This is a genomic window from Mycobacterium sp. 1245801.1, from assembly GCF_001673055.1.
Taxonomy (GTDB): domain Bacteria; phylum Actinomycetota; class Actinomycetes; order Mycobacteriales; family Mycobacteriaceae; genus Mycobacterium; species Mycobacterium europaeum_A.
Genome location: NZ_LZKY01000355.1, coordinates 29,351 through 54,121 on the forward strand (window position 1 = coordinate 29,351; position 24,771 = coordinate 54,121).

Here is a 24,771-nt window from a genome sequence, read left to right on the forward strand (position 1 = left end):
AAGCGGGGCGGCTGCCTAAAGAGTGTACTTAATGCGGGGAGGGCCCCGACGGGGGGTTACTTGGGTGCGAACCGCTGCCCGGCGTCCAGGCGCAGGCACTGTCCGTTGAGCATCGGGTTGTCCACGATGGCGGCGGCCAGCTTCGCGTACTCCTCGGGACGGCCGAGGCGCTTGGGGAACGCCGCGTCCTTGGTGAGCTGCGTGGCGAACTCGTCCGGAATGCCCTGCGTCAGACCGGTCGCGAACAGGCTCGGGGCGATGGCCAGCACCCGGATGCCCACCGAGCCCAGGTCGCGGGCCATGGTCAGGCACATGCCGGCGATGCCCGCCTTGGCGGCGGTGTAGGCGACCTGGCCGATCTGGCCCTCGTAGGCCGCGATGGAGGCGGTGTTGATGATGACGCCGCGCTCACCGGTGTCGGGGTCCTCGGGCTCGTTCTTGGCCATGTGCGCGGCGGCCAGCCGGCTGATGTTGAACGTGGCGATCAGGTTGAGGTCGATCACGGACTGGAAGGATTCGAGGTCGTGCGGACCGGACTTGGTCAGCGTCCGCTTGGCGATGCCGCCGCCCGCGGTGGTGATCACGACGTGCAATCCGCCGAGCTTGTCGACCGCGGCCTGCAGCGTCTCCTCGGTGCCGGTGAAGTCGGTGACGTCGACGGGATAGAAGGTACCGCCGACGCCCTCGGCGACCGTCTTGCCGTCGGAGCCCTCGCGATCGAGGATGGCGACATCCGCGCCGCGTTCATGCAGCAGCTCGGCGCTGGCACGCCCCATTCCCGATGCGCCGCCGATGACGACGACCTTCTTCCCGTTGATCTCCATCCGGACGTCTCCTTCTTGGGTTGTCAGATCCTGTGCAATCTGTAACGTTACGTAGGCACGCTAGCGTGTCCGCACTCCAGGCCTGTCACCGAGCCGTGCCAAGCTGGCAACCGTGCTCCTTCTCGACGTGGCCGCGACGTCATCCGACGTCTCGAGCACGTCGTCGCGGCTGACCAAAGTCGCCCACATCGCCGACCTGCTGCGCCGCGCCGCGCCGGATGGCGCGCTGGTCGCCGTCATCGTGTCGTGGCTGTCCGGCGAGTTGCGGCAACGCCAGATCGGCGTGGGCTGGGCGGCGCTGCGCTCGCGCCCGCCCGCGGCCCCGCACGCCTCGCTGACCGTCGGCGGGGTCGACGCCACCTTCTCCCACATCGGCGCCGTGTCCGGCAAGGGCGCGCAGGCCCGGCGCGCCGCCCTGCTGAACGCGTTGTTCGCCGCCGCCACCGACACCGAGCAGGCCTTCCTGCTGCGGCTGCTCGGCGGCGAGCTGCGCCAGGGCGCGCTGGCCGGGATCATGGCCGACGCGGTCGCCAAGGCCGCGGGCCTGCCGGCCGCCGCGGTGCAGCGCGCCGCGATGCTGGGCGGCGACCTGCCTGCGGTGGCGGCGGCCGCCCTGTCCGGTGCACCCGCGGCGCTGGACCAGTTCACCCTGCGGGTCGGCCGCCCGGTCGGCCCGATGCTGGCGCAGACCGCGACGAGCGTAGCCGACGCGATCGAACGCCACGGCGGCCCAACCATTTTCGAAGCCAAGCTGGACGGGGCGCGGGTACAGATCCACCGCGCCGGTGACGAGGTCACCGTCTACACCAGGAGCCTGGACGACGTCACCGCCCGGCTGCCCGAGGTGGTGGAGGCCACGCTGGCACTGCCGGTCGATCGCCTGATCGCCGACGCCGAGGCGATCGCGCTGCGGCCCGACAACTCACCGCAGCGCTTCCAGGTCACCGCCTCCCGCTTCGGCCGCTCCGTCGACATCGCCGCAGCCCTTGCCGCACAACGACTTTCGGTGTTCTTCTTCGACGTCCTGCATCGCGACGGCGTCGACCTGCTCGACGCCCCGACCGCCGACCGGCTGGCCGCCCTGGACGCGTTGGTGCCACCGGCGCAGCGGGTCGACCGGCTGCTCACCGCCGACCCCGCGGCGGCGGGCGCCTTCCTGGACGCGACGCTGGCCGCCGGGCACGAGGGCGTGATGGCCAAGGCGCCCGACGCGCCGTATCAGGCGGGGCGCCGCGGCGCCGGCTGGCTGAAGGTCAAGCCGGTGCACACGCTGGATCTGGTGGTGCTCGCGGTGGAGTGGGGCTCGGGGCGCCGCCGCGGCAAACTCTCCAACATCCACCTGGGCGCCCGCGATCCGGGCAGCGGCGAATTCATCATGGTGGGAAAGACTTTCAAGGGCATGACCGACGCCATGCTGGAGTGGCAGACCGCCCGGTTCAGCGAACTGGCCATCGACGGTACGGACGGTTACGTCGTCGAGGTCCGGCCCGAGCAGGTCGTCGAGATCGCCCTGGACGGCGTGCAGAAGTCGTCGCGCTACCCCGGCGGCCTGGCGCTGCGGTTCGCCCGCGTGGTGCGCTATCGCGACGACAAAAGCCCCGCCGAGGCCGACACCATCGACGCCGTGCGCGCGCTGTACTGAACGAGCCGCTTTCCGACAGGCGCAGTTCGTTTTGCGCGCGTAGGGTTTCCGTCCGTGGCGATCACAGGGCACGACAGCGACGTCAGCTACATCCACACCGGCGCAGACCTGCCACCCGTCGCCATCGTCGACCGCTCCCCCATCACCGCGCGGCACAAGATCGTGTTCGCGATCATCGCGGTGCTCGGCGCGGTCGCCTGGGCGATCATCGCCTTCACGCGAGGCGAGACGGTCAACGCGGTGTGGTTCGTGGTCGCGGCGATCTGCACCTACCTCATCGGGTTCCGGTTCTACGCCCGCCTGATCGAGATGAAGATCGTCCGCCCGCGCGACGACCACGCCACGCCGGCCGAGGTTCTCGATGACGGCACCGATTACGTGCCGACGGATCGCCGGGTGTTGTTCGGCCACCACTTCGCGGCCATCGCGGGGGCCGGACCGCTCGTCGGCCCGGTGCTGGCCACCCAGATGGGCTACCTGCCGTGCAGCATCTGGATCGTCATCGGCGCGGTGTTCGCCGGCGCGGTGCAGGACTACCTGGTGTTGTGGATCTCCGCCCGGCGGCGCGGGCGCTCGCTGGGACAGATGGCCCGCGACGAACTCGGCGCCACCGGCGGGGTGGCCGCGCTGCTCGGCGCGTTCGTCATCATGGTGATCATCATCGCGGTGCTCGCGCTGGTGGTGGTGCGGGGGCTGGCCCAGAGCCCCTGGGGCGTGTTCTCCATCGCCATGACCGTTCCCATCGCCGTGTTCATGGGCTGCTACCTGCGGTTCCTGCGCCCCGGCCGGGTCGCCGAGGTTTCGCTCATCGGTGTGGCGCTGCTGCTGCTGGCCGTGGCCGGCGGCGCCTGGATCGGCGAAACCCCTTGGGGTGCATCGTGGTTGAACCTGTCGGCGGTCACGGTGTCCTGGCTGATCATCGGCTACGGGTTCGTCGCGTCGGTGCTGCCGGTGTGGTTGCTGCTCGCCCCGCGCGACTACCTGTCGACGTTCATGAAGGTCGGCGCCATCGCGCTGCTCGCGGTCGGCATCTGCATCGCCCGCCCGGTCATGCAGGCGCCCGCGGTGTCGCAGTTCGCGTCCCGCGGCGACGGGCCGGTGTTCCCCGGCGCGCTGTTCCCGTTCCTGTTCATCACCATCGCCTGTGGGGCGCTGTCCGGATTTCACGCTTTGATCTCGTCGGGGACCACGCCCAAGCTGCTGGAGAAGGAAAGCCAAATGCGGCTGATCGGTTACGGCGGCATGCTGACCGAATCGTTCGTCGCGGTCATGGCGCTGATCAGCGCGGCGGTCCTGGACCAGCACGTGTACTTCGCGCTCAACGCGCCGGCCGCGCAGACCGGCGGCACCGCGGCCACCGCCGCGCACTACGTCAACGGCCTCGGGTTGCGCGGCGCCCCGGCGACCGCGGACCAGCTCACCGCAGCCGCCGCCGGGGTGGGCGAGAAGTCGATCGTGTCGCGCACCGGCGGGGCGCCGACGCTGGCGGTCGGCATGTCCGAGGTGCTCTACCGGGTGTTCGGCGGTGCCGGCCTCAAGGCGTTCTGGTACCACTTCGCGATCATGTTCGAGGCGCTGTTCATCCTCACCGCCGTCGACGCCGGCACCCGCGTCGCCCGCTTCATGCTCTCCGACACCCTCGGAAACCTCGGCGGACCCCTGACCAAGCTGCGCAACCCGAGCTGGCGCCCGGGCGTGTGGCTGTGCAGCCTGGCTGTGGCCGCGGCCTGGGGCAGCATCCTGCTGATGGGGGTGACCGACCCGCTGGGCGGCATCAACACGCTGTTTCCGCTGTTCGGCATCGCCAATCAGTTGCTCGCCGCGATCGCGCTGACCGTCATCACGGTCATCGTCATCAAGAAGGGCCTGCTGAAGTGGGTGTGGATCCCCGGTATCCCGTTGCTGTGGGATCTCGCGGTCACGCTGACGGCGTCGTGGCAGAAGATCTTCTCTCCCGACCCGGCCGTCGGCTACTGGACGCAGCACTCGGCGTACCTGGCGGCCAGGCAGGCGGGCAAGACGGTGTTCGGTTCGGCCAAGAACGCGCACCAGCTCGACGACGTCATCCGCAACACCTTCATCCAAGGCTCGCTGTCCATCCTGTTCGCGGTGGCCGTCGTCATCGTCGTGATCGCCGGGGCCGTCGTCGCTCTCGGGGCGATCCGCGGGCCCGGCCGGCCGCTGACCGAGGACGACCCGGTGCCCTCGAAGTTCTTCGCCCCCTCGGGTCTGATCCCCACCGCCGCCGAGCGCGAATTACAGCGGCAATGGGACGAGCTGCCGAAGCGCGGGAGCGAGTCGCGCACAGATAGGTAGTCGACTACGCGTGCGTACTGGTGGGCACCGACCGTACGTTAACCGCATCAGCGGCCGAACTACCTGGTCAACGCGGCCGCAGCGCGAAGAAGGTGAACGAAATGCTGGTCACGTCAACGGGACTCCGTACCCCGCCCGATACCGTCAACAAGCCCACCGCACCACCGTCCTCGGCGGCGCCCTCGGTCGAGGCGGCCCCCGCCGAGGTACTGATCACCACCCAGCAGGTGCTCTTCGGCGCCGCCGTTGTCCAGGGGGCGCGTCGTGCCCCCCTCGCCCGCCGCATCGGCGCCGCGCTGCGGCGGATGGCCGCGAACGCGAACACGCCGCGCCATCCCCACCCCCCGAGGTACTACGGCTACATCGAGGACGCCCGCATGGCACGCGCGATGGACCGGCTGTGAACGCAACCATCAGCGTCGTCTGCGCCGGGTTGATGGTGCTGCTGGCGATGGGGACCTACAACCTGCAGTGGTGGCTCGAGCGCAACGACTACGAGCGCCATTTCGAGGACTGACTCCAACGCGGACGGCACGCCGGGCAAAAAGGTTGTGCCCAAGCCCGCGTCGCGGTCCTAAACTTGCGCGATGAGAGTCGGTATCGACTTCGGCACCACCCACACCGTCGTCGCGGCCGTCGATCGCGGCAACTATCCCGTCGTCTCCTTCGAGGGCGACGATGCGTGGCCGTCGCTGATCGCCGCCAACGCCGCCGGGCAGTTGCGCTTCGGCCCGGACGCGGCCGCCGTTCGCCACGACCCGGCATGGTCGGTGCTGCGCTCGTTCAAGCGCCTGCTCAACGACGCCGGACCGCAGACCGAAGTCAGCCTGGCCGGGCGCGCCTATCGGCTGGCCGACCTGCTCACCGGCTTCCTGTCTCAGCTGAAAACCGATCTGCAGCGCAACTCGAACGTCACCCCGTCCCCGGGCGAACCCATCGAGGCCGCGATCAGCGTGCCGGCCAACGCCTCGAGCGCCCAGCGCCTGCTTACCCTGGACGCCTACGTGGCCGCCGGTTTCCGGGTCGTCGCGCTGCTCAACGAACCGTCGGCCGCCAGCCTGGAATACGCCCACCGGTACCGCTCGACCATCACCGCCAAACGCGAATACGTGCTCATCTACGACCTCGGGGGCGGCACGTTCGACGCGTCGCTGCTGAAGATGACCGGACACGCCAACGAGGTGGTGGTCAGCGAGGGCATCCAGCGCCTCGGCGGTGACGACTTCGACGACGCGATCGTCGAGCTCGTGCTGGCCGGCGCCGGCCTGCCCGGCCTCGACCCGGCCCAGCGCGACCTGTTGGCCGAGGAGTGCGCCACCCGCAAGGAGGCCGTCGGGCCGCAGACGCGCCGCTTCCTGGTGGACCTGTCCCCGCTCGATCGGCCTCCCTTCTCCTGCCCCATCGACGACGTCTACGGCGTGTGCGCACCGCTGGTCGACCAGACGATGGCGCTGCTGCGCCGCGTCCTGCACGATCCGGCGCGCGGACGCACGGACGTGGACTGGTCGGAGGTGGCGGGCATCTACGTCGTCGGCGGGGCAGGCGGTTTCCCGCTGGTGTCGCGCATGCTGCGCAGCACCTTCGGCGAGAAGCGGGTGAAACGCTCGCCGCATCCCTTCGCCGCCACGGCCATCGGCCTTGCCGTCTTCCTCGACAAGGAGTCCGGTTTCGCACTGTCCGAACGCTTTTCGAGGAATTTCGGGGTGTTCCGGGAGGCCGAGGCGGGTGCCGGGGTCGTCTTCGACCCCATCGTGTGCAAGGACGTTTCGCTGCCGGCCGACGGGCGTTCCCCGCTGGTGGTGAAGCGCAAATACCGAGCGGCGCACAACATCGGGCACTTCCGCTTCGTGGAGTGCAGCCGGCTGGTCAACGGGCGGCCGGACGGCGACGTCACGCCGTATGACCCGGTGCTGTTTCCATTCGACCCGGCCCTGCACGACCGCGACGACCTCCGGCGTCAGCCGGTCGGCCGCTGGACCGACGGACCCGACGTGGAGGAACGCTACGTCATCGCCCCCAGCGGTGCCGTGGAGGTGACGCTGACGACGCACCCGGCGGGGTTCGAGCGCACCTTCCGCCTGGAGCGGCGCGCGTCCGCGAGTTGATGAGCCATCCCGCCATGCAGCTGTACGACGTGATGCGAACGACCTTCGCGGCACGGGAATTCACCGACGACCCGCTGCCCGACGAGGTGCTGAGCCGCATCTTCGAGCACGCCCGGTTCGCTCCCAGCGGTGGCAACCGGCAGGGCGCCCACGTCACCGTGGTGCGCGACGAGGCGATCCGCCGGCGGCTGGCCGAGCTCGGCAAGCCCGCCGCCCGCCGTTACTTCGCCCAGCTGCAGGCGGGCGAAAACCCTTGGAACTCGGTGCATCCCAGCGGCATGCCGCAAGACGTCGTCGACGCAACCGAGGTCCCCGACACGTTCGTGGCACCGATCGCCAAAGCGCCTGTCGTCCTTGTGGTTTCGGTGGACTTGGCCGTCGTCGCGGCCGTCGATCAGGATCTGGACCGGGTCGGCATCGCCGGGGGCGCGTCGGTTTACCCGCTGATCTGGAACATCTTGCTCGCCGCGCGCGGCGAGGGTTACGGCGGCACCATCACGACGATGGCCATCGCGTCCGAAGATCAAGTCCGTCGCCTGCTGGGCATCCCCGGCCAGCATGCGGTGGCCGCGGTCGTGCCGCTGGGAAAACCGGTGCGGCAGTTGACCAAGCTGCGCCGGCGGCCGGTCGCGGAGTTCATCACTCGTGATCGATTCGACGGCCCGGCGTGGTGCGGGTGATCGGCTGAGCCCTACCCGCGCACCTGGGGCAGCACGTCACGCTGCCACGCCGCGAAGAACCCGTCCATGTCGGGACCGATCTGCTGCACGTAGATCTCGTCGACGTCGGCGTCGATGTACTCGCGCACCTGCGCGACGTGCTTGTCGGGGTCCGGGCCACAGGCCACGCTCTCGCCGACGGTATCCGTAGGCACCAGCGACTGCAGCGCGGCGAAATCCTTGGGCCGGGGCAGGATTTGGGACGTCTGGCCGGGCAACCCCTCGTTGGCCCACAACCGGTGCGCGGTTTTCAGCGCGGCGTCGGCGTCGGCGTCCCAGCACACCTTCGTTCCGCCCTGCACCGGCTTGTTGCCGCCCCCGGCCTCGCGGAACTGCTTGACCAGGTCGCCGTCGGGCATGGCGATGCTGTAGCCGTCGCCGATGCGGGCGGCCAGCTCCACGGCCTGCGGGCCGAATGCCGAGACGTAGATCGGCACCGGCTGCTCGGGCCGGGTGTAGACCTGGGCCTCCTGCACCTCGTAGTGCTTGCCGTGGTGGCTGACCTCGCCGCCCTTGTGCAGCTTGCGAATGACGTCGATCGCCTCCTCGAGCATCTCGAGCCGCACACCGGCCGACGGCCAGGGATCGCCCAGGATGTGCTCGTTGAGCGCCTCGCCGCTGCCGACCCCCAGCACGAAGCGTCCGTCTAGCTGCACGGCCGCGGTGGCCGCGGCCTGCGCGATGATCGCCGGGTGGATCCGAATGGTCGGGCAGGTGACGGCGGTGCTGACCGGTAACGACGTCGCCTCCGACAACGCACCGATCACTCCCCACACGAACGGGCTCTGACCCTGCTCGTCATTCCAGGGGTGATAGTGGTCGGAGATCCACAGCGCGTCGAATCCCGCGTCCTCGGCCCGCTTGGCCTGGTCGATGAGCTCCTTCGGGCCGAATTGCTCGCAGGTGAGAAAGTATCCGATCTTGGTCATGGCGCCCGGCTACCCGCTGCGCGCCCGGTTATGCACCCACCGCGCCGTTTACCTGCGGCGTGTGGGGGAACCCGTTCCTACGTGCCGGCGCCAGAACTTGATACCGAGACCTCGGCGCCGACCGAATCTCCTTACCGCACAGCCGGTTTCGCGGCGCTGAGCAGCTATGCGGCGATCGGTGACGGCCGCACGGTGGCGCTGGTGGCCGAAGACGGCGCCATTGATTGGTTTCCGATTCCGGATTTGGATTCGCTCCCGGTATTCGCCGCGCTGCTCGACCAACCCAACGGCGGACGCCTGGACCTGACGCCGACCGTCCCGTTTCACACGCGGCGGCGTTACCTGCCGAAGACCAACGTTCTGGAAACGACCTTCGTCACCGAGTCGGGACGGGTCCGGGTCACCGACGCGCTGAACATCGGCTTCGGTGGCCGGCTGCCGTGGACCGAACTCGCCCGCCGCGTGGAGGGCCTCGACGGGACGGTGCCGATGCGCTGGCGGGTCGCGCCGGGGACCTGCTTCGACCATTCCTCGCCGTGGGCGCGGCGCACCCCGCACGGCGCGGTGCTGCGAGCCGGGTCGCTCAACGTGGGCGTGTGTGTCTCGGAGCAGTTCGACGTCGAGTGGACCGACCAGACGGCGTCCGGAACGTTCACCGCGACGGCCGGCCTGCGGAGGCTGATCGGCTTGGTCGCCTCGGAGTCCGAACCGCTGATGCTGTCGTCGGCGTCCGACATCGACGAGGGGCTGGACAAGACCATCGCGTTCTGGGGGAACTGGTCCGGGCAGTTCGAATGCCCCGAGTCGTGGGCCGAGGCGGTGCGTCGCAGTGTGTTGCTGCTCAAGCTGCTCATCTTCAGTCCGACCGGCGCCATCGCGGCGGCCGCGACCACCTCGCTGCCCGAACGGATGTCGGGCGGAAAGAATTGGGACTACCGCTTCGCATGGATCCGCGATACCGCATACACGCTGTCCGCCTTGCGCCGCTTCGGGATTCGCGAGGAGACGCACGCCGCCGTGGCTTGGCTGCTGCGAACCGTCCGCCGGCACATTCCCGATGTGGGTGTCTTCTACTGCCTCGACGGTTCACCGCCTCCCCCGGTGAGCCGGTTCGAGGCGGCCGGCTGGCGCGGAATCGGCCCGGTGGTGACCGGTAACCGCGCCGACGGGCAGCTGCAGCTGAGCATCTTCGCCGACCTCTTTGACACAGTGCGGCTCTACGTCGACAGCGGCCACGTCCTGGATACCGAAACCGGCCATCTGCTGGCGGATTTCGCAGATCGGGCGTGCGACGCCTGGCGCCACCGCGACGCCGGCATGTGGGAATTGCCGCGGCAAGAGCACTACACGACGTCCAAGCTCGGCTGCTGGCAGGCGCTGCGGTGCGCGGTCTACCTGGCCGACCAGGGCCAGATTCCCGGCGACCCCGGCCGCTGGGCCGGCGAGGCCGAGCGGATCAGCGATTGGGTGCAGCGCCACTGCTGGAACGACGAGCTGGGCAGCTACGAATGGTTTCCGGGCAGCGGTCAGCTGGACGCGTCGATTCTGCTGCACGCCGGCAGCGGGTTTGACCGTGGCGAACGGATGTCCGCCACGATCGACGCACTACGTCGCGAGTTAGGCTGCGGACCTTTACTTTTCCGGTTCAGTGGCGCGCGTGAGGAGGAACGCGAAGGGGCGTTCGTCGCATGCTCGTTCTGGGCCGTCTCGGCGCTGCACCATGTGGGTCGCACGTCCGAGGCCCGTGACCTGATGGCCGAGCTCGTCGAGCTGACCAACGACGTCGGCGTGTTGCCCGAAATGATCGATGCCGACGACCGCTCGTTCATGGGCAACCTGCCGCAGGGCCTCAGCCACCTCGCGTTGATCGGGGCGGCGCTCGACCTGGAGTCGTGACGACCTGGGGCCCCGAACGAGAACAGCTTCGCTAATTTTGAGAAGGCGGTTCTCCACTGCCGAGAGACGGATTACGATCGCTGGTGACCTGTGCCGGTCTCGTCCGAACCACAACGATCGGAGTCCCTCATCGACGCCTGGATTCTCGACGCGGTCCGCACGCCCCGCGGGCGCGGCCGCCCCGACGGCGGACTGCACGGCGTGCACCCGCAGGCCCTGCTCGCGCGGTGCCTGACCGCACTGGCCGAGCGGGTCGGCTTCGACCCGGCCGACGTCGACGACGTGATCGCGGGCAACGGCATCCTGTCCGGAGACCACGGCGACGACATCGCCCGCCTGTCGGTGCTGCTGGCCGGCTGGCCGCAGAGCGTGCCCGGGATGACGCTGAGCCGATTCTGCGGGTCGGGCCAGCAGGCGGTGACCGTGGCGGCCTCGGCCATCGCCGCCGGCAGCGAGAATCTGATGATCGCCGGCGGCGTCGAATCCATGTCACGCTGGGACGTCACCGCGGGAGTCCCGACCATCGACGGCAACAACCCGGATCTTCGTGCGCTGTATCCGACCGTCCCGCAGGGTATTTCGGCCGACCTGATCGCCACCCTGGAGGGATTCGACCGCGAGACCGTCGACGCCTACGCCGCGCAGAGCCAGCGCCGCGCCGGCGCGGCCATCGAGCAGGGCCGCTTCGAGCGGTCGCTGATCGACGTGCCCACTCCGCACGGTCGCGTCGAACGCGACGAGCATCCCCGCCCCGGTACCACCACCGAGTCGCTGGCCCGCCTCAAACCGGCCTTCGCCGCGCTGGGCGCCGCGTGCGCCGACGGCGAGCAACGCACGTTCGACGACATCTGCCTGCAGCGCTACCCGGACATCGACCGCATCGATCACGTGCACCATGCGGGCAACTCGTCCGGCGTCGTCGATGGCGCCGCGGCGGTTGCGCTGGCCTCGTCGAACTGGCTGCACACCCATCGGGTCACGCCGCGCGCGCAGATCAGGGCCACCGCGGCCATCGGCAGCGAACCCATCATCATGCTCACCGCCCCCGGCCCCGCGGCCCAGCGATGTCTTCAGCGGGCGGGCATGACCGTGGCCGACATCGATCTGTGGGAGATCAACGAGGCCTTCGCCGCCGTCCCGCTCAAGACGATGCGCGACCTCGACATCGACCCCGAGGTGGTCAACGTCAACGGCGGGGCGATCGCGCTCGGGCACCCCATCGGCGCCACCGGCGCCATGCTGATCGGCACCGTCCTGGACGAGCTCGAACGTCGTGACCTGACAACGGGTCTGGTCACCATGTGCACCGGCGGCGGAATGGGCACGGCGACGATCATCGAGCGGGTGTGAACATGGCGGACACCGTGTCCCTCGAACGGCCCTGCGACGGGGTCGCCGTCCTGCGGCTGAATCGCCCGCAGCGGCTCAACGCCATCAACGAGGCGATGCAGACCGAATTGCGCGACGGGCTCGGCGATCTGGCCGCCGACCCGGCCGTACACGCCGTGGTGCTGACCGGCGCCGGACGCGGGTTCTGCGCGGGCATCGACGTGCGCGACTTCGGCCCCTCGATGCTCGAAGCGAGCGCACCCGCGTTGGACCGGATGCGCTTCCAGGAAAGGATGGCCGCCCTCGCCGAAGCGGTGCGCGCGTTGCCGCAACCCGTCATCGCCGCGGTCAATGGCCCCTGCGTTGGCGCCGGACTCGCGCTGTGCCTGGCCGCCGACATCCGAATCTGTTCGACGGCAGCATCTTTCGCCAATGCCGCCATCCTGCTCGGGCTCTCGGGTGCCGAGATGGGCATGAGCTACCACCTGCCGCGCATCGTCGGCACCAGCGTGGCCGCCGACTGGATGCTGTCCGGTCGCACCGTTTCGGCCACCGAGGCCGACCGTCGCGGGCTGGTCAGTGAGGTCGTCGAGCCGGACCGACTGGCCGACCGCGCGGTCGAGCTGGCGTCGCTGATCGCCGGCCACGCCCCGCTGGGCGCGCAACTGACCAAGCGCGCCCTTCAAATCAACACCGACGCCGCGAGCCTTGCGTCGGCGATGGAACTGGAAAACCGCAACCAGGTGATTTCCCACGCCACCGACGAGGCGGCGCAGCGCCGCAAGAAGTGGTCGTCATGACCGGTCCGCTGCGCGGTGTGCGCATCGTCATGATGGGCGGCTTGGGGCCCGCACCGCTGTGCGGAATGCTGTTGGGCGATTTGGGCGCCGAAGTCATCCGCATCGACGCGCTGGCCGGTGTCGACGGTCCGCCGCCCGTCGACCACACGGTCCGCCGCAGCCAGCGGTCACTGGCCGCCGATGTGAAGGACCCACGCGGGCGCGACCTCGTCCACCGCCTGACCGCCGACGCCCATGCCTTCGTGGACGTGTACCGGCCTGGGGTGGCCGAACGCCTGGGCATCGGCCCGGATGCGTTGCGGACGCGCAACCCCCGGCTGGTCTATGCCCGCATGACCGGCTACGGACAGGACGGGCCCTTGGCCGGTCACGCCGGGCATGACATCAATTACCTTGCGCTCACGGGCGCCCTGCACGCCATCGGCACCGCCGAATCACCGGTGCCGCCCTTGAATCTCGTCGGCGATTACGGCGGCGGTGCAATGCTATTGGCGGTCGGGCTGCTCAGCGCGATCCTGGAGGCCCGCCAGTCGGGTCAGGGGCAGGTCCTCGACGTGGCGATGGTCGACGGCGTCGCCGCGCTGCTGGCACCGTATTTCGGCATGCTGTCGGCGGGCACGTGGCGCGACCGGCGTCAGGACAATCTGCTCGACGGCGCCGCGCACTTCTACGGCACCTACGCCACGGCCGACGGGGGCCACATGGCCGTCGGCGCCATGGAGCCGAAGTTCTACGCCGAACTGTGCGATCGGCTCGGCGTGAACGTGCCGCACGACGACGACGATCCGACGGCGTGGGCCGGCCACCGGGCCGCACTGGCCGCGCGCTTTGCCGAGAAGTCCCGCGCCGAATGGGAGCGCCTGCTGGGCACGCCGGGATGCTGTGCGACACCGGTGCTTTCGCTGACCGAGGCGCCGCGGCATCCACACAACGTCGCGCGGCGCACGTTCGTCGAACTTGACGGCCTCACCCAGCCCGCACCGGCCCCGCGCTTCTCCCGGACCCGTCCGGCCACGCCCGCGCCTCCGTCGCTTCCCGGCGATCACACCCGCGCGGTGCTGCGCGAGCTGGGCCTGGCCGCCAACGACATCACCGCGCTGGAGGATGCCGGCGTGGTGGCCCAGAGCAGTGCAAAGTGACCGATCCAGAGAGGACGACACATGTCGTGGGACTTCTCCACCGACCCGGAGTGGGCCGAACAACTGCAGTGGGTCGAAGGTTTCGTGCGCGAGGAGTGCGAGCCGATCGACTTGATTGTCACCGAATCCCACGACCTCAATGACCCGGTGCGTCAGGCGCTGATCCCGCCGCTGCAGGACATCGTGAAAAAGCGCGGGCTGTGGGCGACCCACCTGGGCCCGCACCTGGGCGGTCCGGGCTATGGGCAGGTGAAATTGGCGCTGCTCAACGAGATTCTGGGGCGCTCGGAATGCGCGCCGATCGTCTTCGGGTCACAGGCCCCCGATTCGGGCAACAGCGAAATCCTGGCGCACTACGGCACGCCCGAGCTCAAAGAGCGCTATCTGGAGCCGCTGCTGGACAACCGCATCATCTCCTGTTTCTCGATGACCGAGCCACAGGGCGGCGCCGACCCGAAGGTGTTCCGCACCACCGCCGTACAAGACGGTGATCACTGGGTCATCAACGGGGAGAAGTGGTTTTCGTCGTTCGCCTCGATGGCGTCGTTCCTGATCGTGATGGCGATGACCGATCCCGACGCGCCGCCCTACGAGCGCTACTCGATGTTCGTCGTCCCCGGCGACACCCCCGGCATCAACGTGCTGCGCGACGTCGGGCTGGGATACCAGCCGATCGGCGGTGGGCGTGAGGGTTATGTGCGCTACGACAACGTCCGGGTGCCCGCCGAGAACATGCTGGGGCCGCGCGGCGGGGCGTTCGTCGTCGCGCAGACCCGCCTGGGCGGCGGGCGGATTCACCACGCGATGCGCACCGTGGGACTGGTCCGGCGGATCTTCGACATGATCTGCGAACGGGCCGCGTCGCGCTACACCCAGGGCGAGGTGCTGGCCAACAAACAGCTGGTGCAGGAGATGGTCGCCGACTCCTGGATGGAGATCGAGGCGTTCCGGCTGCTGACGCTCCAAACAGCTTGGAAGATCGACCAATTCAACGACTACAAGGCCGTCCGGGCCGACATCTCGGCGGTCAAGGCGATGATGCAGAAGGTGCTGCACGACGTGTCATCGCGGGCGCTTCAGTTGCACGGCTCGTTGGGCACCACCCACGAGATGCCGTTCGTGCAGTATCTGGTCGAGTCGTTCGTGCTCGGGCTGGCCGACGGCCCGACCGAAGTGCACAAGGTCACGCTGGCCCGGCTGTTGCTGAAGGACCGTGAACCCGCGCCGGATCTGTTTCCCTCCGAACATCTGCTGCGGTTGCGGGCGGCCGCCGAGGCCAAGTTCGCCGACAAGCTGGCGGGCATCCCCCGGGGCTGAGCGGCGAGCCCGCTCAGACTTTCTTGGTGACGCCGACGTAGGACAGCACCACATCGGATTGGTCGGTCACTCGATTGAGCACCGCGTAGGAGCGGATGAACGACTCACCCACGCAACCGTCGATCTTGACGTGGAAGTTGCTGACCATCACCCAGGGATCCGGTGCCCTGAACTGTTTCTTGACCACCGGCACCACGACGACCAGGCCCGGCTTGAGCCCCACGTTGAGGATGCCCGCGATCGGGGCGACGACCAACGGAAGCACGTCTCCCGGCACTCCGGTCACCGGTCCGGTCACACCCGGGGTGATGCCGGCGCTGCCACCGATCGTGACGCCGTCCGACGTGCTCATGTCGATGCCACAGCCGATCTCATAGCCCACCTCGAGGACGCCCTGGGGCGGTCCCGGCCCGATGAGGGAGCCGACGAATATCCCGCTGGCGACGTATTCGCGGGACGACACCGCGGTGGTCAACGGTGCCACCGGAACCTGCTGCTCGTCGCGGGCGCCCAGACCGAGGGTCCAGCCGTCGGGGGTGTGCAGGACTGCGGGGGGATTCGAGGGAATCGCTCCCTCCGCCTCCGGCGCCGCTTCCGCAGCAACCGGGGCGGCGTCGGGATCCGCGCATGTCGACGGCGCCGTAGGCAGCGAAACGGCCAGGCAGGCGGCGGCCACCAGGGCGCGACGAACGACCACGGCAATCGGCCTCACGGGCGACACCGTACGCACCCGGCGTTTCGAGTCACGAGATTTGCTGGGCGGCCCACCGAAGTCGTTGTGGGTTTGTAACTGTTACGCGATATGCGGTCAACGGTAGAATCGGCGTTTCAGCAGCCAGCAATTCGGCCAGAAACCGAGGAGGCGGCGATGACGGTTCGCACCCGGACTCGCGCAATGCTGGTCTGCGCGACGACGGCCATCGCCCTGGCGAGCGGCGCCGGCATGGCCCACGCGGACCCGAACGTCGATCCTCGCCCCCAGCCGCCGGGCATGGACGACGTCTACAATCCGTTTCCCACCACCTGGATCAATCCGTCCAATGAAGGCCAGCCCGTGAACGATACGGGCGATGTCGGAATGATCTGCGAAAATCTTCTGGTCCGCTGCCAGTAAGGCTCCGGCGGGCACTAAGTTAGCGACGTCAGGGCGCGGTCGAGCAGCCTCGGCAAAATCGTTGCCATCGCTTCCAATTCGGCTCGCGGCGCCGCCCGGCGGCGATTGTGCTTGACGATCAACGCCCAGGTCGCCGTCGATTTGAAACACGCCAGCGCCGTGAACCACGCCAAATCGGTTATCTCGCAACCTAACTCGGATGCATAGAGCTCGGTGAGTTCGTCGATCGGCGGTACCATACCGTCGGGTGCGTCGACCCGCCGGTAGGTGTCCGGGTCGCAGTTGATCAGAAACCAGCCCGCATCGATGCGCGGATCGCCGATCGACCAAATCTCCCAGTCGATGATCGCGTTGACCCGCGCCCCGGCCGCGAGCAGGTTGCCCAGCCGGAAGTCACCGTGCACCACACGCGGCGCCATCGCACGCGGCGCGCAATCGAGCAGCGCGTCATACACTTTCGGCCAGTCGGGGGCCAGCGCCGGGTCGACGGTCCGCAGCGTGTCGGACCACCGGTGGACTTCGGCGACCGGGTCGACCACGGGTTCATCGCCCAGCCCGAGGTCCGCCGGCGCGAGCCTGTGCAGCGCGGCCATCGCGCGGCACGCGTTCCGGTATCGATCGCTCAGCCCGCCGACATGCGGGCAGCCGTCGAACAACGGTTCCACACAATCGCCTTCGATATGGCTCATCACATACAGCGGCGGTGTGCCGGGCGGGTCCCCCGCATCTTCCCACAGCACCTCCGGGACCGGAACGTGAGTTGTCTTGAGCGCCTTGATGATGCGGGCCTGGCGGAGCACGTCGCGATGCGCGACGGGTGCGACGCCCGGCGGAGCCACCTTGATCACCACCCGCCGGCCATCCCTGCTGCCCGCGAAGGTGAGGCTGGAGGCGCCGCCGGCCAGCGGGGCGACGTCGGTGACGCCCGCGCCGTCGAGTCGGCGGCGCAGCTCGGTCGGATCGAGCTCGGCTCGGCTCATCCCGTCAGCGGGCCGGTCCTCGTCCAGCCGATCTCGGCGAGGAAGGGCTGGGTGTGCGCGATGCGCCCGGTCAGGGTCTTCGGATCGCCGGTGCAGAGCCGCAAGGCCGTCTCGGTGATCAACGCGATGTCCTCGGTGTCGGTCTTGGCCAGGTCGAGCGTGCCGGCGCCCGGCGTGGCCACGGGATTGGACGGGGCGGCGGCGTTGACCGCGATTCCGTCGTCGTACAGCTCGGCCGCAAGGCTTTTCGTCAATCGGTTGAGGGCGGCCTTGGCCGTGCCGTAGATGCCGAAGCCCGCCGTGCGGTCGAACTCGGAGAACGGCGGCCCGGGTGGCAGGTCACCGCCGACCGAGGTCAGGTTCAGGATCCAGCCGCGTCCACGCTCGCGCATGGCGGGTATCGCCAGCTGACACAGATGCAGGGGCCCGAGCACATGCATCTCCATCATCAGCCGCGCTCGCCGCTCGGGAAACCCGTCGAGGGGCCGCAGGAAGGTCACCGCGGCGTTGTTGACCAGGATGTCGGGTGCGCCGACCGCGCCGGCCACCTCGGCGAAAAGCCGTTCACGGTCTTCGGTCTGGGACAGATCCGCCTGGACCGCAATGGCTTTCCCGCCCGCGGCGACGATCTCGTCGCGGGTCTGGCTCAGCGACCCCTGATACTTGGGGTCGGGGTCCATCGTGCGGGCGGTCAGGGCCACCGTGGCCCCGTGCTCGGCCAGCCGTGTGGCGATCGCCCTGCCCAGGCCCCGGCTGCTGCCGGTGACCAGGGCCACCATCCCGTCGCACCGCTGCGCGCTCATCGTCGTCCTCCTCGGCCTGCCGGCCCTGCGGAAATGGCTTCTCCGTATCAGAGAATGCCATTATCGCCGGCGGAGGGGAAGCATTCGGCGTCGCGCGTCCAGGGAGTAGCTGCCGCCGCCGGTGAAGACCAGCAGGAAAAACGCGAAGCAGAACAGAACGGCCAACGCGCCCCCGTTGCCGGCCGGCGGATCGGCGACCGGCCACAGCGCCTGGGGTTGGTGGACCGAGAAGTAGGCGACCGCCATCTCCCCCGAGGCGACGAACGCGGCGGCGCGGGTGAACAACCCGGCGGCCACCAGCAGGCCCGCGACGATCTCGATCAGTGCGGCATACCAGCCGGGCCAGGATCCGAACTCGACGACAACCGGCGAGCGGACGGGCCAATTGAACAGGCTGCGCGAACCGTACGCGGCGAAGAGCAAACCGTAGACGAGGCGAAACAGGCTCAGCACCCCCGGAGCGTGCCGGGCCAGGCGAGCGTCGAGACCATTCCTCACGAGGGACAGGCTACGGTCGCCGCCCAGGCGAGCAGGCGCCGCCACAGCCGATGCCGGCTCGACGCCATGTTGTGGCAGTGCGCGCTGCCGGCCACCAACAGGGTGGTGATGTCCGGGCTGCTCCGGTACAGCCCGGCCTCGGCGCGCGGGTCCGGCGAGACGTCGACGACGCCGTAGCCGACCAGCACCGGGACGTCGATGCGCGCCGCATGCTCGGCGACGATGCCGGGGACCATCGCCGTGCCGAACACGCGCGGGACCACCGACTTGGCGGCGCTGGCGTCGGCCGCGACGACGTCGGCGGGAACGTCGGGGAGATGGAACCAGCTCTGCAGGTACTCGCGTGGCCCCTCGAAATACGGCCTGTCGAGCGCGGACAGTATTTCGGCGGCCGCTTCGGCGCGGCCTTGCGGGGTGGCGCAACGCGCGATGAACGCCGCGTCCAGGTTCAACGGCGCGACGTGCTGGTTGGTGCAACCCAGCACCGCCAGCCCGGCATAGCCGGGAAACAGCGCTTGCTGGGTGATGGCCAGGTACCCGCCCAGCGAATGCCCGACCGCGATCGCCGGCGCCTCGATGCCGATGGTGTCCGGCAACGCGCTGACGGCTCGCGCCAGCGCGCCGGCGATATCGCTGAAGCCGAAATCGCCTGTGGGCCGCGAGCTTTCGCCGGTCCCCAGCGGGTCGATGGTCACGACGGCGTAGCCGTTCTCGGTGGCGAAGCCGGCGAAGCTGTACCCGTGGTGGCCGGGAATGGTGAGGTCCCAGTAGTCGCGGCTGTAGGTGCCGCCCGGCAGACATACCAGCAGCGCGGCCGCGTCGGCGACGTCGCGCGCGGGGTAGTACGTCGCCGCCAGCGACGCCGGCTGCCCGGCCACCTCGCCGACATCGAACGTCAATGAGCGCGGGGTGCGGGTCATACGGCGTAATCCTTGGAGGTAAACACGTACCTGTACAGGGGTATGCAAGGAGGCGTTTTGACCTATCTCTTTCTCCTCGGCGCCATATTCGCAGAGGTGATAGCGACCAGCCTGCTCAAGAGCACCGACGGTTTCAGCCGGCTGTGGCCGACCGTCGTGTGCTTAAGCGGTTATGCCGTCTCCTTCGCGCTGCTGGCGGTGTCGATCTCGCGCGGCATGCAGACCGACGTCGCCTACGCGCTGTGGTCGGCCATCGGTACGGCCCTGATCGTGCTGATCGCGGTGCTGTTCTTGGGTTCGCCGATATCGCTGACGAAGGTCGCCGGTGTCGGGCTGATCATCGCCGGGGTGGTCACGCTGAATCTGGCCGGCGCGCACTGACCGCGGGGCCATTTCGTCGCCGGCAGGTGGACTCCCGTTCACGTTTCCGACCTCTGTTGCGGGCCTGGTGTGCAAATATCGCTGCAAGACTGACGGTCTGTCGCCACCGGGCATTGCAGCGGCCCGGGGCGGTGCTGCCCGCCACCCCCTAGCGAGTAGGACTCACCATGACCGATGTCGATCAGACGCCCTCCGATGGCCTGTCCCCCGGCAACCCCACCCGGGCCGACCTGATCGAGCACTCGCGCACCGGGATGAGCGCGGCCGCACTCCAGCGCGCGATCAACGACCACCTGCGCTATTCGATCGGGCGTCCGGCGGCGGCCCTGCGCCCCGAGCACTACTACCGCGCGCTCGCCCTGGCGGTCCGTGATCGCATGCAGGACCGCCGGGTGGCCTCGACGCAGACCTCGCTGGACCTCGGTCGCAAGGTGACCTGCTACCTGTCGGCCGAGTTCTTGATGGGCCCGCAATTGGGCAACAACCTGCTGAATCTCCAGATGGAGCGGGCGGCTCGCGAGGCGCTGGCGGCGATGGGCCAAAACCTCGACACGGTGCTGGCCTGCGAGGAGGAACCCGGGCTCGGCAACGGCGGCCTCGGCAGGCTGGCCGCGTGCTACCTGGACTCGCTGGCCACCCTGGAGCGCCCGGCGATCGGCTACGGCATCCGCTACGAATTCGGCATCTTCGACCAGGAAATCCACGACGGCTGGCAGGTCGAGCAGACCGACAACTGGCTGGACAACGGAAACCCCTGGGAGATCGCCAAACCCGACGTCAGCTTCCTGGTGAAGTGGGGCGGCTACGCCGAGCACTACACCGACCCAGCTAAGGGGGCCGGCCACGACCGGGTCCGCTGGGTGCCGGGCCGGTTGCTCAAAGGCACCGCGTATGACACGCCGATCCAGGGCTACGGCGTCAACACCTGCAACGTGCTGACGCTGTGGAGCGCGCGCGCCGTCAAATCGTTTGCCCTGGAGGCCTTCAACACCGGCGACTACTACAAGGCGGTGGAGGACGAGGTCACATCCGAGACCGTTACCAAGGTGCTCTACCCCAACGACGAACCCGAGGCCGGCAAGCGGCTGCGCCTGCTGCAGCAGTACTTCTTCGTGTCCTGCTCGCTGCAACACGTGCTGCACATCATGGACGATCTCGCCGACGTGTCCGTCAAGGAGCTTCCGCAGCGGTTTGCCCTGCAGCTCAACGACACTCACCCGTCCATCGGGGTCGCCGAGCTGATGCGGCTGCTCGTCGACGAGCGCGAGCTGGACTGGGACGCGGCGTGGGACATCACCGTCGCGACGTTCGGATACACCAACCACACCCTGCTGCCCGAGGCGCTGGAAACCTGGCCGCTGGAGATGTTCGCCGAGTCGCTGCCGCGCCACCTCGAGATCATCTACGAGATCAACCGCCGGTTCCTCGACGAGGTGCGCGCCCGCTTCCCCGGCGACGAGGACCGGGTCGCCCGGATGTCGTTGATCGGGGAGAACGGCGGCAAGAATGTCCGGATGGCGCACCTGGCCACCGTCGGCAGCCACGCCGTCAACGGCGTCGCCGCCCTCCATTCGGAGCTGCTGAAAAGCAGTGTGCTGAAAGACTTTTACGAGATGTGGCCGGAACGGTTCAGCAACAAGACGAACGGCGTGACACCGCGCCGCTTCCTCGCGCTGGCCAACCCCGGGCTGCGCGAACTGCTGGACCGCACGGTCGGTGACGGCTGGTTGACCGATCTGGGCCGGCTGCGCGGGCTCGAGCCGTTCGTCGAGGACGCGGCCTTCCGGCGCGAGTGGCGCGACATCAAGCGCAACAACAAGTCCCGCCTGGCCAGATACGTCCACTCGGTGGCCGGCGTCGAACTGAACCCGGACTGGATGTTCGACGTCCAGGTCAAGCGCATCCACGAGTACAAGCGCCAGCACCTGAACGTCCTGCACGTCGTCGCGCTGTATCACCGCCTGAAGTGTGACCCCGGCCTGTCGATCCCGCCGCGGGCCTTCATCTTCGGCGGCAAGGCCGCGCCTGGATACTTCCTGGCCAAGCGGATCATCAAGCTCATCAACGCGGTCGCCGAAACCGTGAACGCCGACCCGGACGTGAACCGGTTCCTTCAGGTGGCCTTCGTGCCGAACTTCAACGTGCAAAACGCCCACCTGATCTACCCGGCGGCCGATCTGTCCGAACAGATCTCCACCGCGGGCAAGGAGGCCTCGGGCACCGGGAACATGAAGTTCATGATCAACGGGGCCCTGACCATCGGCACCCTGGACGGGGCGAACGTCGAGATGCGCGACGAGGTCGGGCCGGAGAACTTTTTCCTGTTCGGCCTCACCGAGCAGCAAGTCGGCGCGGTCAAGGCCGACGGGTATCGCCCGGGTGATTACATCGACGGCAACGACGAGCTGCGCGCTGTGCTGGATCTGATTGCCGCGGGGACGTTTTCGCGCGGGGACACCGAGGTGTTCAAGCCCGTCGTGGACAACCTGCGTTACGACGACCCCTTCCTGGTGTGCGCCGACTACGCGTCGTATGTGGACTGTCAGGAGCGGGTCGGCGCCGCGTGGCAGGATCGCGAGTCGTGGACGAAGATGTCGATCCTCAACACCGCGCGCAGCGGCAAGTTCTCGTCGGATCGCGCCATCACCGAGTACTGCGACGAGATCTGGAACGTCTGGCCGCTGACGGTCAAGATCTAGCGCCGGCCGGGTAGTCCGGCCGCGCCCGGCGGGCCATCGACCACCGCCGCGACCGGCGCCGCCCGGCCCCGCGGCAGAGCCGCCCGAAACGGGCTAGGGTGGGCGCTCACGCGCAGGGTGCACTGGGACGTTGTCGCGGCCCCGCGATCGACAGAACGACTCGTGGCAGGAGAGATGTGACCACACGCTTGCGCAGCCTTGTCCTGGTCCCGTTGACCGTGGCACTGGCCATGCTGCTGGTGCCGACCGCTTCGGCCGACACCTACACCGACCAGCTGGTGAGCAGGTTCGACGCCCAGACGCATGTGGTGGTCGATCCGGGCGCCAGACCGCCGCTGCAGAATCCCGACAAGCTGAACCAGCAGATTCTCACCAGCTCGTGGCGGTGGAGCGCGGGCCCACCGGTCTGGGTGGCGGCGGTGTCGCCCGCCCAGAGCGGGGTCACCACCGCCGACGCCGTACACACCGCCATGCTGGGCCGCAACGCCGGATTCAGCGGCGTCATCCTCGTCATCGACGCTCGCGGCTACCACGTGCGCGCCTACAACGTGCCCAAGGCGATCGCCGACAACGTCGACCAATTCATGAATCAGTCGGCGAGGGATCATCGCAACGACCCGTACGGCGCCACGAGCGCGTTCGTCGCCAGGCTGGCGAGCGCCAATGCAAGCCCCGCCGGACCGGCGACCACCTCTGAAGTCGCGCACCAAAAGCACGACGAGTGGGCGTGGCTGAAGGTCACGCTGGTCATCTTCGGCATCGCGCTGGCCATGGCCGGCCTGTTCTGGTTCGCGATCGGCCGAAATCGTAAGCACCGCAAGGACTCCGAGGCACGTGAGGAAATCAAGCAGGAATTGATCGCGGCCACGTCGAACGTCAGCGACCTGGACAACGCGGTGCTCACCACCGGCGGCGCCGATGTCAGCGCCGAGTCGCTGAAAGCCAACGCCAGCCTGTACGACGCCCGAAAGGCCTACGAGAAGGGCGATTACGGCTCCGCGCGGGCGCATCTGCGGGTGGTCGAGTCCACGGTCGCCAAGGCCAACCGGAAGCTCGACCCGCGCCAACCCGACGTCGCGGCCGTGACTTCTGTCCCGGCCGACGACCGCAAGCAGGCCACCGTGCGGGCCAAGAATCCGGACACCGGCGAAACGGTGACGATCAACAACAACAACTACAGCACCACCGCGCAGCCGGGTTACCCGCACTACTACGGCGGCGGCTACCACAACGGAATGTTCTTCTACCCCGGCTATTACCCGTACGCGTTCTGGGGTCCCGGCTGGACGTGGGCGCTGACCGACGTGCTGCTGATGGACGCGTTGCTGGACGACCATTGGGGCGGCAGCTACGAGCGCGGCTTCGAGGCCGGCCGCGACTCCGCGTTCGCCGATGCCAACAGCTACGGCTATGACGGCGGACAGGCAGCCGGCTACAACAGCCCGCCGGCCGATGTGGGGTTCACCGGCGGCTACCAGGACTCCGGTGGCGCCGACGTCGGATTCGCGGGCAACGACGCCACCTACTCCGGCGGCGGTGACGTGGGCTTCGACGGTGGCTGGGACTCCGGCGGCGGCTGGGATTCCGGCGGCTCCGATTTCGGGGGCGGATCGGACTTCGGCGGCGGCGGTTCCGATTCCGGCGGCGGTGGCGACTTCGGGTTTTGAGGTCTCGCCGTCGAGAAGTTAGGTTCCTGCAATGAGTACGGACAAGATCAATCGCGCCATCCTGCTCACCATGGTGGTGATCGGGACGGTCGCCTACTGCTTGCTGTACAGCCACGCCTCGATCGTCTTCAGGCTCCTGGTGCCGCTCGGCCTGATCGTCCTGCTCGGGCTCGTCGTCCGGGATGTGATCAGGGACCGGCAAAGTCTTCGGAAGTCCAACAGCGGAGCAAGGACTGGAAAATGAGCACGTATCTCTACGGTCTGCTGACCCTGGTCACCCTCGTCCTGGCCGTGGCGCTGGCCGCCGTCGCCGCCGTGCACGTAAATCGCTTGGAGCGCCGAACGACTGCTCCGGTCAGTGAAGAAATCGGCAGCGCCAAAGCGGTTTTGCACAAGGTCCGCAAGGGCGAACCGATGTCGCGCGACGAGGTGGACTACGCCAAGCAGGTCGTTGCCGATCGCGGTTCGTTGATGACCCTGTGCATCCCGGGCGCGTTGTTCATGCTCGGCTGCTTCTTCGTCTTCGGCAGTCTCTACCACCTGCAGGGAGCGACGCCCTCGGAGCGCACATTCCTCGGGGTGATCCCCATGTTGACCTCGACAAACCTGGCCATTCAGATTCGCCGCAGCGCGCGGTTGCGGCGGCGGCTGAAGAAGCTGGCCTGACGCACGACGAGACCGGACGTGCGGCGC

Annotated in this window: 23 protein-coding genes; 16 read left to right on the top strand and 7 right to left on the bottom strand. The window is 68.6% G+C overall.

Annotated features, from left to right (window positions below):
• Positions 1–56: 56 nt before the first annotated feature.
• Positions 57–824 carry an SDR family NAD(P)-dependent oxidoreductase gene (locus A5622_RS22280; RefSeq protein WP_066864782.1) on the bottom strand — a complete coding sequence of 256 codons (768 nt, stop codon included), beginning with the start codon at positions 822–824 and terminating at the stop codon, positions 57–59.
• 112 nt (positions 825–936) lie between these two features.
• Here A5622_RS22280 and A5622_RS22285 point away from each other — a divergent pair, with 112 nt between their 5' ends.
• From A5622_RS22285 to A5622_RS22305, 5 genes are all read left to right on the top strand, one after another.
• Positions 937–2,466, top strand: a complete 1,530-nt coding sequence (locus A5622_RS22285; RefSeq protein WP_066881273.1) for an ATP-dependent DNA ligase — start codon at positions 937–939, stop codon at positions 2,464–2,466.
• Between the two features lie 54 nt (positions 2,467–2,520).
• Positions 2,521–4,782: a carbon starvation CstA family protein gene (locus tag A5622_RS22290; protein ID WP_066881274.1), complete on the top strand. Its 2,262-nt coding sequence runs from the start codon at positions 2,521–2,523 to the stop codon at positions 4,780–4,782.
• A 101-nt stretch (positions 4,783–4,883) separates the two neighbouring features.
• Positions 4,884–5,186: a hypothetical protein gene (locus tag A5622_RS22295; RefSeq protein ID WP_156753052.1), complete on the top strand. Its 303-nt coding sequence runs from the start codon at positions 4,884–4,886 to the stop codon at positions 5,184–5,186.
• 183 nt (positions 5,187–5,369) lie between these two features.
• Entirely contained in the window at positions 5,370–6,887 is a 1,518-nt protein-coding gene (locus A5622_RS22300; protein WP_066881279.1) for an Hsp70 family protein, read from the top strand.
• A gap of 14 nt (positions 6,888–6,901) precedes the next feature.
• Positions 6,902–7,567 carry a nitroreductase family protein gene (locus A5622_RS22305; protein ID WP_066881281.1) on the top strand — a complete coding sequence of 222 codons (666 nt, stop codon included), beginning with the start codon at positions 6,902–6,904 and terminating at the stop codon, positions 7,565–7,567.
• Positions 7,568–7,578: 11 nt separating this feature from the next.
• Here the strand turns inward: A5622_RS22305 and A5622_RS22310 are convergent, their stop codons facing one another.
• Complete coding sequence (locus tag A5622_RS22310) at positions 7,579–8,535, bottom strand: LLM class F420-dependent oxidoreductase (RefSeq protein ID WP_066881283.1); 957 nt, start codon at positions 8,533–8,535, stop codon at positions 7,579–7,581.
• Positions 8,536–8,616: 81 nt separating this feature from the next.
• Between A5622_RS22310 and A5622_RS22315 the strand changes: the two genes are divergently transcribed.
• From A5622_RS22315 to A5622_RS22335, 5 genes are all read left to right on the top strand, one after another.
• On the top strand, positions 8,617–10,431 hold the full coding sequence (locus A5622_RS22315) for a glycoside hydrolase family 15 protein (protein ID WP_232003021.1): 1,815 nt from the start codon (positions 8,617–8,619) through the stop codon (positions 10,429–10,431).
• 141 nt (positions 10,432–10,572) lie between these two features.
• Positions 10,573–11,781 (top strand): acetyl-CoA C-acetyltransferase, encoded by a 1,209-nt coding sequence (locus A5622_RS22320; RefSeq protein WP_156753055.1) that lies wholly within the window; start codon positions 10,573–10,575, stop codon positions 11,779–11,781.
• Between the two features lie 2 nt (positions 11,782–11,783).
• Positions 11,784–12,560, top strand: coding sequence for an enoyl-CoA hydratase/isomerase family protein (locus A5622_RS22325; protein WP_066881285.1), 777 nt, complete (start codon positions 11,784–11,786; stop codon positions 12,558–12,560).
• Positions 12,557–13,699, top strand: a complete 1,143-nt coding sequence (locus tag A5622_RS22330) for a CaiB/BaiF CoA-transferase family protein (RefSeq protein WP_066881340.1) — start codon at positions 12,557–12,559, stop codon at positions 13,697–13,699. The genes A5622_RS22325 and A5622_RS22330 overlap by 4 nt, the downstream gene beginning before the upstream one ends.
• A 21-nt stretch (positions 13,700–13,720) precedes the next feature.
• Positions 13,721–15,016 (top strand): acyl-CoA dehydrogenase family protein, encoded by a 1,296-nt coding sequence (locus A5622_RS22335; protein ID WP_066881287.1) that lies wholly within the window; start codon positions 13,721–13,723, stop codon positions 15,014–15,016.
• Positions 15,017–15,029: 13 nt separating this feature from the next.
• On the opposite strand, the gene A5622_RS22340 is transcribed toward A5622_RS22335, so the two are convergent.
• Positions 15,030–15,713, bottom strand: coding sequence for an MspA family porin (locus A5622_RS22340; RefSeq protein ID WP_066881289.1), 684 nt, complete (start codon positions 15,711–15,713; stop codon positions 15,030–15,032).
• Positions 15,714–15,884: 171 nt separating this feature from the next.
• On the opposite strand from A5622_RS22340, the gene A5622_RS22345 reads away from it, so the two are divergent.
• The gene (locus A5622_RS22345; RefSeq protein WP_066864812.1) at positions 15,885–16,130 is read left to right on the top strand and encodes a hypothetical protein; all 246 of its coding nucleotides are present in this window, start codon (positions 15,885–15,887) and stop codon (positions 16,128–16,130) included.
• A gap of 14 nt (positions 16,131–16,144) precedes the next feature.
• Here A5622_RS22345 and A5622_RS22350 read toward each other — a convergent pair whose 3' ends face one another.
• Genes A5622_RS22350 through A5622_RS22365 form a run of 4 tightly spaced genes read right to left on the bottom strand, consistent with a single transcriptional unit; the run spans position 16,145 to position 19,331 of the window.
• Entirely contained in the window at positions 16,145–17,110 is a 966-nt protein-coding gene (locus tag A5622_RS22350; protein WP_066881290.1) for a phosphotransferase family protein, read from the bottom strand.
• Positions 17,107–17,913 carry an SDR family NAD(P)-dependent oxidoreductase gene (locus A5622_RS22355; RefSeq protein WP_066881291.1) on the bottom strand — a complete coding sequence of 269 codons (807 nt, stop codon included), beginning with the start codon at positions 17,911–17,913 and terminating at the stop codon, positions 17,107–17,109. Before A5622_RS22355 ends, A5622_RS22350 begins: the two co-directional genes overlap by 4 nt.
• A 60-nt stretch (positions 17,914–17,973) precedes the next feature.
• Positions 17,974–18,411, bottom strand: coding sequence for a DoxX family protein (locus A5622_RS22360; RefSeq protein WP_156753053.1), 438 nt, complete (start codon positions 18,409–18,411; stop codon positions 17,974–17,976).
• Positions 18,408–19,331, bottom strand: a complete 924-nt coding sequence (locus tag A5622_RS22365; RefSeq protein ID WP_066881292.1) for an alpha/beta hydrolase — start codon at positions 19,329–19,331, stop codon at positions 18,408–18,410. The genes A5622_RS22360 and A5622_RS22365 overlap by 4 nt, the downstream gene beginning before the upstream one ends.
• A gap of 57 nt (positions 19,332–19,388) precedes the next feature.
• Between A5622_RS22365 and A5622_RS22370 the strand changes: the two genes are divergently transcribed.
• From A5622_RS22370 to A5622_RS22390, 5 genes are all read left to right on the top strand, one after another.
• Positions 19,389–19,712 carry a multidrug efflux SMR transporter gene (locus A5622_RS22370; protein ID WP_082994660.1) on the top strand — a complete coding sequence of 108 codons (324 nt, stop codon included), beginning with the start codon at positions 19,389–19,391 and terminating at the stop codon, positions 19,710–19,712.
• A 254-nt stretch (positions 19,713–19,966) separates the two neighbouring features.
• Positions 19,967–22,411 carry a glycogen/starch/alpha-glucan phosphorylase gene (locus A5622_RS22375; RefSeq protein ID WP_066881344.1) on the top strand — a complete coding sequence of 815 codons (2,445 nt, stop codon included), beginning with the start codon at positions 19,967–19,969 and terminating at the stop codon, positions 22,409–22,411.
• 176 nt (positions 22,412–22,587) lie between these two features.
• Positions 22,588–24,078, top strand: coding sequence for a hypothetical protein (locus A5622_RS22380; protein WP_066881296.1), 1,491 nt, complete (start codon positions 22,588–22,590; stop codon positions 24,076–24,078).
• A 31-nt stretch (positions 24,079–24,109) separates the two neighbouring features.
• Positions 24,110–24,322, top strand: coding sequence for a hypothetical protein (locus A5622_RS22385; protein ID WP_066881298.1), 213 nt, complete (start codon positions 24,110–24,112; stop codon positions 24,320–24,322).
• Positions 24,319–24,744: a hypothetical protein gene (locus A5622_RS22390; protein WP_066881300.1), complete on the top strand. Its 426-nt coding sequence runs from the start codon at positions 24,319–24,321 to the stop codon at positions 24,742–24,744. Before A5622_RS22385 ends, A5622_RS22390 begins: the two co-directional genes overlap by 4 nt.
• The last annotated feature ends 27 nt before the right edge of the window (positions 24,745–24,771 follow it).